General features: G+C 48.1%; 12 protein-coding genes. 10 read left to right on the top strand and 2 right to left on the bottom strand.

Annotated features, from left to right (window positions below):
- Positions 1–100: 100 nt before the first annotated feature.
- From JFN88_RS15235 to JFN88_RS15265, 7 genes are all read left to right on the top strand, one after another.
- Positions 101–301 carry a cation transporter gene (locus JFN88_RS15235; RefSeq protein WP_199020130.1) on the top strand — a complete coding sequence of 67 codons (201 nt, stop codon included), beginning with the start codon at positions 101–103 and terminating at the stop codon, positions 299–301.
- 82 nt (positions 302–383) lie between these two features.
- The gene (locus tag JFN88_RS15240) at positions 384–1076 is read left to right on the top strand and encodes a response regulator transcription factor (protein WP_199020131.1); all 693 of its coding nucleotides are present in this window, start codon (positions 384–386) and stop codon (positions 1074–1076) included.
- Positions 1073–2167, top strand: a complete 1095-nt coding sequence (locus JFN88_RS15245; protein ID WP_199020132.1) for a HAMP domain-containing sensor histidine kinase — start codon at positions 1073–1075, stop codon at positions 2165–2167. The genes JFN88_RS15240 and JFN88_RS15245 overlap by 4 nt, the downstream gene beginning before the upstream one ends.
- A 90-nt stretch (positions 2168–2257) precedes the next feature.
- The gene (locus JFN88_RS15250) at positions 2258–2833 is read left to right on the top strand and encodes a YdhK family protein (protein ID WP_332908488.1); all 576 of its coding nucleotides are present in this window, start codon (positions 2258–2260) and stop codon (positions 2831–2833) included.
- Between the two features lie 101 nt (positions 2834–2934).
- Positions 2935–3864 carry a F510_1955 family glycosylhydrolase gene (locus tag JFN88_RS15255; RefSeq protein WP_199020134.1) on the top strand — a complete coding sequence of 310 codons (930 nt, stop codon included), beginning with the start codon at positions 2935–2937 and terminating at the stop codon, positions 3862–3864.
- A 249-nt stretch (positions 3865–4113) separates the two neighbouring features.
- A complete protein-coding gene (gene htpG / locus JFN88_RS15260) occupies positions 4114–5991 on the top strand; it encodes a molecular chaperone HtpG (protein WP_199020135.1) in 1878 nt (625 codons plus the stop codon).
- A 119-nt stretch (positions 5992–6110) separates the two neighbouring features.
- Entirely contained in the window at positions 6111–6923 is an 813-nt protein-coding gene (locus JFN88_RS15265) for a metallophosphoesterase (RefSeq protein ID WP_199020136.1), read from the top strand.
- A gap of 27 nt (positions 6924–6950) precedes the next feature.
- On the opposite strand, the gene JFN88_RS15270 is transcribed toward JFN88_RS15265, so the two are convergent.
- A complete protein-coding gene (locus tag JFN88_RS15270) occupies positions 6951–7244 on the bottom strand; it encodes an RNA polymerase alpha subunit C-terminal domain-containing protein (protein ID WP_199020137.1) in 294 nt (97 codons plus the stop codon).
- A 189-nt stretch (positions 7245–7433) separates the two neighbouring features.
- Here JFN88_RS15270 and pdxR point away from each other — a divergent pair, with 189 nt between their 5' ends.
- The 3 genes from pdxR to JFN88_RS15285 are packed head-to-tail and all read left to right on the top strand — an operon-like array spanning position 7434 to position 11001.
- Entirely contained in the window at positions 7434–8882 is a 1449-nt protein-coding gene (gene pdxR, locus JFN88_RS15275; RefSeq protein ID WP_199020138.1) for a MocR-like pyridoxine biosynthesis transcription factor PdxR, read from the top strand.
- Positions 8883–8894: 12 nt separating this feature from the next.
- A complete protein-coding gene (locus tag JFN88_RS15280) occupies positions 8895–9830 on the top strand; it encodes a D-alanine--D-alanine ligase (RefSeq protein WP_199020139.1) in 936 nt (311 codons plus the stop codon).
- The gene (locus tag JFN88_RS15285; RefSeq protein ID WP_199020140.1) at positions 9823–11001 is read left to right on the top strand and encodes an aminotransferase class I/II-fold pyridoxal phosphate-dependent enzyme; all 1179 of its coding nucleotides are present in this window, start codon (positions 9823–9825) and stop codon (positions 10999–11001) included. The genes JFN88_RS15280 and JFN88_RS15285 overlap by 8 nt, the downstream gene beginning before the upstream one ends.
- Before the next feature lie 79 nt (positions 11002–11080).
- Here the strand turns inward: JFN88_RS15285 and JFN88_RS15290 are convergent, their stop codons facing one another.
- Complete coding sequence (locus JFN88_RS15290; protein WP_199020141.1) at positions 11081–11485, bottom strand: hypothetical protein; 405 nt, start codon at positions 11483–11485, stop codon at positions 11081–11083.
- Positions 11486–11738 lie beyond the last annotated feature (253 nt).

The raw sequence follows: 11738 nt of genomic DNA on the forward strand, positions 1-11738 counted from the left end.
TGACAAGGTTTGTAACCGCAGTCTTCTTTTTTTACTTGACAATAATACTATAGGGGGGTATTCTATGTATAAATAAATTAGAAAACAGGAGGGTTCTTATATGACAAATTTAGCGTTGAACGTAGCCGGTATGTCCTGTGGCCACTGTGTGAATTCCATTGAAAGTGCTCTAAAAGAAGTTGGCGTGGAAGGGAAAGTGAACCTTGCTGACGGCATAGTTGCTGTTGCTTTTGACGAAAATAAAGTGACGATCGCGACAATCAAGGAAACCATTGAAAATCAAGGGTATGATGTGAAATAAAGTTTGACAGATCGGAAAGCAAGGCAAGGCGATAGTTTCATTCGTCGTATAATCTCTTTTTAAAGGAGCGGCAGGGAATGTCATGAAAACCATCTTAATTGTGGATGATGAAGTGAATATTCGCGAGGTTATCCGATCTTACTTGCAAAAAGAAGGGTTCCGGACGATAGATGTGGAGACCGGCCGTGAAGCGCTCCAGTATGTGCAAACCCAGCCGGTGGATTTTGTAATTCTCGATTTAATGTTGCCGGATATGGAAGGCGAGGAAGTATGTCAGGCTATTCGGCAAATTCATTCTGTGCCCATCCTCATGCTCACTGCCAAAATCTCCCAAAGCAATCGTATAAGAGGATTAGCGGTAGGAGCGGATGATTACTTGTTAAAGCCATTTGATCCGAGAGAGCTTGTAGCCAGGGTGCGGACGATATTGCGGCGTTCCACTGATGATGTGCTGCTTGCCGACCGTTTGACGTTTAATCAAGGCGAACTGACGATTGATTCGTTGAAGCAGCAAGTTTTTCGTGATGGCGAGCCCGTGAATCTGACGCCGAACGAGTACAGGATTTTACTTTTGCTGGCCAAATATCCTCAGCGAAGCTTTTCAAGGGATGAGCTCATTGAACGCGTTTTGGGTCACGATTTCGAAGGTGATGTGCGTACCATAGATCAGCATGTGAAAAATCTCCGATACAAGATTGAAAGCGATCCGAAGAAGCCATCCTATCTCGTAACGGTATACGGTTTCGGATATCGATTCGCAGGTGGAGCGATATGAATCGGCGACTCTACATGAGACTCGCCCTCATTATTATTGGCATTGCGGCCGGCATTGTTATTATTTCTAGTGTGATTCTTATTCTTAAAACACACTACCATTTTATAATGTACCAGTCTCAAGTATCTAAGATGGATTACTGGCTTGAGATGAACGGTCATTTGGAACTCGCTTTGCTGCAGACGATTCTGTGGACAAGTCTGGTATCGATTGTACTCGCGATCATACTTGGTTTTTATGTAGCGAAGCGAATTTCTACTCCTCTGGTGCATATGAAGCATGTGGCGGAGAAGATGACCGTTGGCGAGTGGCATGCGCGGGTTTCTCTTTCAGGCAAGGATGAATTGGCCGAGTTGGGCGCTTCTCTCAATACACTGGCGGTGCAATTGCAGAATCAGGAGCAACTTCGCGTGACGATGACAGAGAATATCGCCCATGAGTTGCGAACGCCGTTGGCGACACTGAAAAGCCATATGAGGGCGCTGGAAGACGGTATTTGGGAGCCGACCCCGGCGCGCATTCACACCTGTTATGAAGAGATTGAGCGCTTGACTAAGCTGGTCGCGGAGTTGGAGGATTTAACCCAATTAGAATCGCCCGGCTTTAAATTAGTGCAAAAGGAAGAATCGCTCGCGGAGGTTATTGAACGGGCTGTCCATCTGGTCGATGCGTCTTATCAGGAGAAACAAGTTTTTCTGAATTATACGGTTGATCCGACTATTCGAGTGTTTATCGACCATGGCCGAATGATTCAGGTTATGGTCAATTTGCTGAGCAATGCACTCAAATTTACTCCAGCGCATGGTGAAGTGAACATTACAGCATCCGAAGAGCAGGCTGGGATTCGAATCGTTGTGGAGGATTCGGGGAGTGGGATTCCTTCTGAGGACTTGCCCAACGTGTTTGAGCGGTTTTATCGCGCAGATAAATCACGAAGCCGGAGAACCGGAGGAAGCGGACTCGGGTTAACGATAGTGAAGCAGCTCATCTCAGCTCATGGCGGACAGATTCAAGTGAAAAGCGAGCAAGGCACAACCTTTACTATTCGGATTCCTAAAATTTCCCATCAGGTCTACACAAGTTCTTCATAAGTATGCGGTACATTTATTGTGCGGACCTCTTGGCATGACGGATCAGTATTATGGAGACACTTTGGGAGTCAAGAGATAATACGGTAAGGAGTGAAGGCAATGAAGAAAACACTGGTGTTACTAAGTCTTGCTGCTTTGCTTGTGATTAGCGCTTGCGGAAGCAGCAAAAGCGCTGAGCCTAATGAAACGAACAAGGGAGCGCAAAGTGGAGGGCAGAACAGTCATGCAGGGATGGATCATTCCAGTTCAAGCGGGGCTCCTGAAGGAATGCGTGAAGCTTCCAGCCCGACTTTTCCTGTTGGAAGCAAAGCAGTAATTGCAGATTCGCATATGAGTGGCATGGAGGATGCAGAGACAACGATTGCTGGTGCTTATGACACGACGGTTTATACGGTTTCTTACACCCCTGTCACCGGCGGCGAGCGGGTAACGGATCATAAGTGGGTCGTTCATGAAGAGATCAAGGGTGCAGGGAATGAACCGTTCAAACCAGGGGATGAAGTGGTGTTGGATGCTGATCATATGCCTGGGATGGAAGGCGCTACAGCGAAGATTGATTCTGCGAAGCAAACGACAGTTTATATGGTTGACTTCACCTCCACCACAACTGGAGAAGAAGTGAAAAACCATAAATGGGTAACGGAAGAAGAGTTGGCGTTGCCATAGAAGATGAAAACCATAGAGACACTTGCTACATGGAGTGTTTTATGGTTTTATCTTTATGTTAGGGCAAAAGTTGAAACTAAGAAGGGATTTGAAGAAGACCTATGTTTGAATTGAAATTTGGCTCTATTAAACGGAAATGGCCGTTGCTCATTATACTGATCACTGTTTTTTTGGCCGGATGTTCTGCACAAGGGAAGAAGAGCGAGCCTGTTATCCTTACCCACATTCACGGACTAGGCTATACATCTGATGGTCAACGACTTTATATTCCTGCTCATGACGGGTTGAAAAAGTTCTCTGAGGGAAGCTGGGGCGAGGCTCCTGGGGGCAAGCATGATTACATGGGTTTCGCAATGACTGATGGCGGGTTTTACAGTAGCGGGCATCCGGCTATGGGTTCAAGCTTGAAAAATCCGCTTGGTATCGTGAAGAGCACAGATGAAGGGAAAAGCTTGGAGCACCTTGATTTATATGGAGGGATTGATTTCCACTTGTTAAGTGCTTCGTATGCGAGCCATACGATCTATGTCTTCAATCCGGAACCGAATGAAAGGTTGGACACGGTCGGCTTGTACTATACGCAGGATGAAGCAAAGAGTTGGCACAAAAGTGAAATGAAGGGACTGACGGAGGAGCCGCGCGCTTTGGCTGTCCATCCAACCGATGATGCGATTGTTGCAGTAGGGACGGAAAAAGGGTTATATCTGTCTACAGATTATGGTAACCAATTCAAAAAAATAGACGACTTTCAGGTGACGGCCGTAGCATATAGTCCAGAAGGCCAGTTATATGCAGGAGGCTATCAGGAAAAGGGCGTTATGTTCAAGCTGAATTCTGAATCTGCTCTTGAACAAATAAATGTTCCAGATTTAATCGATGACGCGCCATCTTACATTGCGATCAATCCCGTTGTTAAACAGGAATTCGTATTTTCAACATTCAATAAAGACATCTATTTATCTGCTGACCAGGGGGAAACTTGGACGAAAATCGTCAATCAAGGCGAGGCGTTAGCTAACTTGAATGAATAACAGTTGGGCCGCGGCTCCCGTTAAAGGCTCTTCCGATCGTGGTAATTGATTGGATGCAGCAACTACATACACATTAAGACGCTTTGGACAAAATATTTACATTTTTTTCGGCTTAACCTTGACATTAAAAATTGGGATATGTTATAAAAAAATTAGCCGTTAGCACTCGGGTTTCCTGAGTGCTAATATCACTATTAATCCAGTCTAATTTTTGATGCCCATTTTAAATTCGAAGGGAGCCCCCCATTCATGGCAAAAAAGCAGTTCAAGGCTGAATCCAAGCGCCTTTTGGAGATGATGATTAATTCCATTTACACGCAGCGGGAGATTTTTTTAAGAGAGCTGATCTCCAACTCCAGCGATGCCATCGATAAGATTTATTATAAAGCACTGAGCGATGACAAGCTCGTCTTCAACAAAGAAGATTACTATATTAAAGTAACCGCTGACAAAGACAGCCGTACGCTGACGCTGTCCGATACGGGAATCGGGATGACCAAGGAAGAGCTGGAGAACAACCTCGGGGTAATCGCCAAGAGCGGCTCGCTCGCCTTCAAGAAGGAGAACGAGGCGAAGGACGGGCATAACATTATCGGTCAGTTCGGGGTAGGCTTCTACTCGGCATTTATGGTTGCGGATCAAGTCACGGTAACCAGCAAGGCGCTTGGCAGCGACGAAGCCTTCAAGTGGGAGTCCGCCGGTGCGGACGGGTATGCGATTACTGAGGCGGAGAAAGACTCCATAGGTACGGAGATCGTCCTGAAGATCAAGGAAAACACCGAGGATGACAACTACGATGAATTTCTGGAGCAGTATCGCCTGAGAGCCATCATCAAGAAATATTCGGATTTCATCCGTTATCCGATCAAAATGGATTTCAAAGGCCAGCGTCCGAAGGAAGACAGCGACAACGAGTTCGAGGAGTATGAAGAAGAACAGACGGTCAACAGCATGGTGCCGATCTGGCGCAAGAACAAGAGTGAGCTGACCGACGAAGATTACCACAGTTTTTATATGGAAAAACGCTACGGCTTCGACAAGCCGCTCAAGCATGTCCATATTAGCGCAGACGGAGCGGTCGTCTACAATGCGATCCTGTTTATTCCGGAAAATACGCCGTTTGACTACTATACGAAGGAATATGAGAAGGGGCTGGAGCTGTACTCCAATGGCGTACTGATCATGAACAAATGCGCCGACTTGCTCCCGGATTATTTCAGTTTCGTGAAAGGGATGGTCGATTCCGAGGATCTGTCTCTGAACATCTCCCGCGAGTTGCTGCAGCATGACCGCCAGCTCAAGCTCATTGCCAAGAACATCAAGAGCAAAATCAAAAGTCAGCTTCAAAGCCTGCTGAAGGATGAGAGAGAAAGTTACGAGAAATTCTACAATTCCTTTGGCCGTCAGCTCAAGTATGGCGTTTACAGCGACTACGGCGCGAACAAGGATGTGCTGCAAGACCTGCTGCTGTTCTATTCCTCCAAGGAGAAGAAGCTGGTCAGCCTGGATGAGTATGTATCCAGAATGCCTGAGGACCAGAAGTATATTTACTATGCTTCCGGTGAATCCATCGAGCGAATTGAGAAGCTGCCGCAGACGGAGCTTGTACTGGACAAAGGCTATGAAATTCTCTACTTCACCGACGACATTGACGAGTTTGCGATCAAGATGATCCAGTCCTATAAGGAGAAGGAATTCAAATCCGTATCCAGCGGCGACCTGGGCATCGAAACGGACGAGAATGAGAAGGATGAGAAGGAGCAGGATGCCAATAAAGAGCTGTTCGAGGCGATGAAGGAACTGCTTGCTGGCAAAGTAAAGGATGTCAAAGCATCCAAGCGCCTGAAAACCCATCCGGTCTGCCTCTCCACCGAGGGTGAAGTGACCATTGAGATGGAGAAGGTGCTAAGCGCGATGCCGAACAGTCAGGAAGTAAAGGCGGACAAAGTGCTGGAGATCAACATCAACCATGATGTGTACCAGTCCCTGAAAAACGCCCATGCCAATGATCAGGAGAAGCTGGCCTTATATACCAACCTGCTGTACAGCCAGGCGTTGCTCATCGAAGGTCTGCCGCTGCAAGACCCGGTAGCTTTTACCAATGATGTGTGCAAAATTATGGCTTAATTAAACGTGACTGCAAGTGAAACCACCGTAGGGCTTTAACCTATTTAGCGGTGGTTTTTCGCTTGTTGTGAAGCTGACGGCCAGAGTAGGGAGCTTATGCAGAAGGAGGCGGGAAAATAGTGAACATTGGCGTCATATCCGATTTGCACATCGATATAAACGAGCTTGCAGGCGAGGCACCTATAGAAGAAGTACTGCTGGGAGTCGCAAACGAGAGCAAGCTGGACACTTTAATTATTGCCGGAGATATCTCCAACGATGTCAACCGGAGCCTTGCAGTTCTGGAGTGGCTGAAGGCACGCGCAGGAATACCGGTATTGTTTGTTCCAGGCAACCATGATTACTGGAGCAAGGTTAACGGGATTAAAGATACATGGCAGGTGTACAAGCAGTTTCAGACGTATGAAGGGAATCTGTGCGAGCGCCCTTTTGAACTGGATAACGGATGGGTGGTCATTGGGAGCTCAGGTTGGTACGACTATACAATGGGTGACAGCAAGTATAGCACCGAGCAATTTGATCAAATGCAAGCGATGGGCAGGATGTGGCATGACGGCCACTGGGTGGATTGGGGAATGAATAATCCCGATGTTCACCGGTACTTTTATAATCGTATGAAAAGCGAACTGGAGTCCTATCGCGGGAGGCCGGTTATTATGGTCACGCATATGCTGACGCATCCGAATTTTAAAGTGCCGACCCCTCATCCGGTATGGGAATATTTCAATGCTTTCCTGGGAAGTACAGAATATGCCGAGCTGTACAAGCAATACGAGGTGCGTTACGGCATCATGGGCCACGTACACTACCGCAAGAGGCAGGATTATGACGGTACAGAGCTAATATGTGCTTGTCTCGGTTACCGCAGAGAGTGGCGACAGCCGTCAGCAGTTCAGGAGATTCGGAATTGCATGCAGATTATTTCGATCTGATGATGAGGGCGAGGAAGTATAGAGTGATCAGTTTTTAAAAGCCAGCCCAATTTCTGAAAGAGCAGTTCTAAGTTTTGGCAACGAGGCAGGACCCATGCCGTGGAATTGCAGGATTTCTTTCTCGCTATATGCAGAGAGCTGATCCAATGATGTGATTCCGTTATGTTCCAGTGCCCGTCTTGCCGGGGCGGAGAGCAGAGACAGAAACCCGCTTTCAGTTTTATTTTCCCTCTCACAGACCGGGCAGGTCGGGCAATCACTGCTTTTATAAAAGTGATGTCCGTTGCTGCATGTTTTGAGTTGTTTTTTGGAAGCGGCCATTGTATTACTCCCCTTTTTAAAGTTTTTAGTTGCTCACATGATAATTTTGATCGTTTATATTTTATCATATTGAAGTTTGAAAGTTAAAAGTGAAACTCCCCAGAACCACAGCCAAATGAAAAATCCGGCAAAGTGGTTCTTTTTTTATGTCTCATTGTATGACATTATAGCTATGGGGGCGATGTTCGGATGTTTAATGACTTTAAGCCGGTAGACGATCGACCGGTCTATATACAAGTGAAGGATTACGTGAAACGTTTAATTATAAAAGGGGCTCTGCAGCCTCATCAGAAGCTGCCCTCCACCCGTGAACTGAGTGCGCTGATGAAGGTAAGCCGCAATACGGTTATCTCCGCCTACGCCGAGCTGGAGGATGACGGCTTCACCTATGTAGTTCAGGGCAAGGGCAGCTATGTTGCAGCCTCCACTGGCGGAACGGCAGCCCAGTCGCTGCGGATTGATTGGCAGGACCGTATTAGCGATCACGCTCGCATGGCTGAGAAGCTGGACCTGATGAAACATGGTATTAGCGCGCATCGGGGGGCTATTTCGTTTACAAGTATTGCACCGGATGAAAAACTGTTTGACCTCAGCAATGTGAAGCGCGCATTTATGGACCGGATGAATGTGGAAGGAGATGTGCTGCTCAATTACGGTTATGCCAAAGGCTATAAGCCGCTGATTGATTATTTGCTCAGCTATATGGAGCATAAGGGCGTAGACTTGAAGGGCAAGGACATTCTGATCACCAACGGCTTTACAGAAGGGATCGACATTGTGCTGTCAGCGCTCGGAAGGCGCAGCGGTAGAGTGCTCTGCGAGAACCCGACCCATAATACAGCAATCAAGAATTTGAAGCTGCATGGCTTCGCTATTACCGGTGTTCCTATGGAACATGATGGCATTCATATCGAAGAATTGGAACGGGCGCTATCTACGAAAGCCTATGATTGCGCTTATCTGGTGCCTTCCTATCATAATCCGACGGGGATTGTCATGTCGCCGGAGAAGCGTCAGGAAGTGATGCGGTTGATGAGCGAGTATCGGATTCCGGTCATTGAGGACGGATTCAATGAGGAACTTCGATATAGCGGAGCGCATGTTGCACCGTTAATGGCCGCGGCGGGCAGCGGCAACAACGTCATTTATTTGGGGAGTTTCTCCAAAGTATTGTTCCCGGGCTTGCGGGTTGGCTGGGTAATTGGGGATGCGCAATTGATCGGTTATCTGGAAAGCATCAAAAGAGCGCGAACGATTCACACTTCTACCCTGGATCAGTCGATATTGTTCCAATATTTGCATAACGGCAACCTGGAGAAATATTTGAAAAGAGCGCGCGCCGAATACAAGCGGAAATATGAACTGACGATGCAATGCTCCAAAAAATATATTCCGTATGCGGAAGTTTCCGGCCATGGCGGGCTGCATTTGTTCGTGACGTTTGCGGAAGGTTTCAGTACCCGGAAGCTGCTGGATTTGTGCTCGGAGCAGGGCGTCATTTTCACGCCGGGGGATATCTTTTTCACGGATGGCCGGGGTAAAAATACGATGCGGCTCGGGTTCTCCCGCGTGGCGGACGAAGATATTGTTAAAGGAATCAAGCTGATTGGCGAGATAGCTAAAACATTACTGGGATAAGAGGTGCGCAACATGAAAATCGGAGTTGTTATGGGCGGGGTATCATCAGAACGTGAGGTATCGCTTCATTCAGGCAAAGGCATTTTGGATCAGCTTGACCGGAGTAAATATGAGATCATCCCTGTTGAAATTACAAGCCGCGAGGACCTGACTGAGAAAGCACAAGGCCTGGACCTGGCTTTGCTAGCCTTGCATGGCTCTTATGGGGAGGACGGCACGGTGCAAGGAACATTGGAAACCATGGGTATCCCGTATACAGGCAGCGGCGTGCTGTCCAGCAGTATTTGCATGAACAAGGACTTGTCGAAAAAGCTGCTTCGCTATGACGGCATCTCAACCGCCGATTGGCTGTGCTGGAGCAGTATGAGTGATTATTCAGCCGAAGCGGTAGAGAAGCTGGGCTATCCTGTCGTCGTTAAGCCGAATTCCGGTGGTTCGAGCATCGGGACCCATATTGTTAAGGAACGTGGAGCATTGCGAGCAGCAGTCGAGGATGCTTTCCGCTGGGATACAGAGGTTATGATTGAGCAATTTATTCAGGGGGACGAGATCACTTGTGCCATTATAGATGGAGAACTGCTGCCGATTATTCGCATTCAGGCGAGCGGGTCAGAGTGGTTCGATTTTTCAGCCAAATATGAGGAAGGCGGGGCGGTAGAAGAAGTCGTCCACTTGCCAGATGATGTTCATACCCGGGTCCGTGCCGCCGCGCTTGGCAGCTATCGCACATTGAAATGCAGTGTTTATGCTCGTGTGGATATCATCCTGCGAGAAGGTATTCCCTATGTACTGGAGGTTAATACGCTGCCGGGGATGACGAGAACGAGCCTGTTGCCCAAAAGCGCTGAGGCTGCCGGTATGAGTTACAGCAGCTTGCTTGATCGAATTATACAATTGTCTTTAGCCAAATCATCTAAAGAGCATCAGGGAGTGCTGAGCCATGGGTAGCGAATGGATTTCACCGCTTGTAAGGGATATACCGCCGTCGGGAATACGCGCTTTTTTCGATATGAAGGGCGAGGACAGCATTTCGCTTGGTGTGGGCGAGCCGGATTTTGTGACACCAGAGCATATTCGCGAAGCTTGCGTCCGTGCCTTGAATGAGGGCTTTACGAAATATACCTCGAATGCCGGGATTATTGAGCTGCGCGAGGAAATTGCCCGCTATATGGAGCAAAACTGGGGACTGCACTACGAGCCGGGCAGCGAGGTGCTGGTTACGGTGGGAACGAGTGAGGCTGTTGATTTGGCGCTGCGGACCTTTATTTGCCAGGGAGACGAGGTGCTGATCCCGGTTCCGAGCTATATTGCATATTCTCCTATTGTTGCAATTAATGGAGGGAGCACCGTCCCGATTCCGACATCGGCGGCTGACCAATTCAAGCTCACGGCGGAAGCCTTGAAGGCAGCGCTGACTCCCCGCTCAAGGGTTTTAATGCTTAATTACCCCAACAACCCGACAGGCGCTGTCATGACCGCTGAGGACTGGCTCCCGGTAGTCGAGGTTATCAAAGAGCATAATCTGATTGTGCTGTCTGATGAGGTGTACTGTGAGCTTACGTATGGACGCAAGCATGTCAGCATTGCATCGTTGCCGGGCATGATGGAACGGACGATTGTCATCAACGGCTTTTCCAAAGCATTCGCCATGACAGGCTGGCGGATCGGCTATGCTTGCGGGCAGGGAGAGCTCATCGGAGCGATGCTGAAAATTCATCAATATACGGCCATGTGCGCGCCGGCAATCGGGCAAATCGCAGCGCTGGAGTCGTTGCGCAATGGCATAGAGGCAAAGGATCGGATGATCGCTGCATACGAGCAGCGCAGAAACAGCTTTGTTCAAGGATTGCAGGATATCGGTCTGCCTTGTCATCTGCCGGAGGGCGCGTTTTACGTTTTTCCTTCTATAGCGGGTACCGGGCTGACATCTGAACAATTTGCGATTCAGCTCATGCAGGAAACAGGCGTTGGCGTCGTACCCGGCACTGTATTCGGTGAAGGCGGGGCGGGCTTTATCCGCTGCTCTTACTCGGTGGCGCCAGAGCAACTGAACAGGGCGCTGGAGCGGATAGACCAGTTTGTCAGGAAGTGGAGTTTAACCACGGCGGATGCCGGATAATCGATCATAGCAATGCCCCCAGGCGTACTAAACCTGGGGGCTGCTGCTGCCTGATATACAGTATTTCCGCGACCCAAGCTCATCGTCCAGCCTTCCCCATCTCTCTCACAACCTTTACCGATTCAATTCTCCAATCTAGTTGATCCCGAACCATAGAAAAGGCAAGCATTCCATAGTACACATCCGCAACCTGCTTTTTTCCTGCGTACGTTATGATTTCAAAGTTGGCCAGCACTTCCCTTGAGTTGAAGGCGCTATCTTTAATTTTCAGTTTCACAGAAGGAGAGGGCAGGCTATGAACCTGATGGAAGCTGAGAAATCTGGAAATCTCATTGGGATACAACGTTCTATTGTCCGAATACGAGTTGAAGTCTGTTAAATATCGGTTGACCATCTGGCTAGGCAAATAATAGAAATAGACGCCTGCAAAAATCCCGAATCCCACCAGCAATGCAGTGCCTGTCAACAACAGCTTATTACGCATACCCCATCCCTCCCGACATCTACGGCAATCTGTCTTTCTCCTGCTCCGCTTCCCTTGTTTAAACCGATTATAACAAACAAAATCCTTCGTCTACCACCCAGCTTCCTGTCACTGCTTTCTATTCCGATAAATTCGGAATGACTCTAAAGAATTATACTACCCCACACTCTGAACCGTTCTGAACCGTTCTGAACAATATCTGCTCAGAATTTGCTCAGAGCTAGTTGCTATACTTGAATCGGTGTCGAAAATC

The organism is Paenibacillus roseus (assembly GCF_016424485.1).
Lineage (GTDB): Bacteria > Bacillota > Bacilli > Paenibacillales > Paenibacillaceae > Paenibacillus_D > Paenibacillus_D roseus.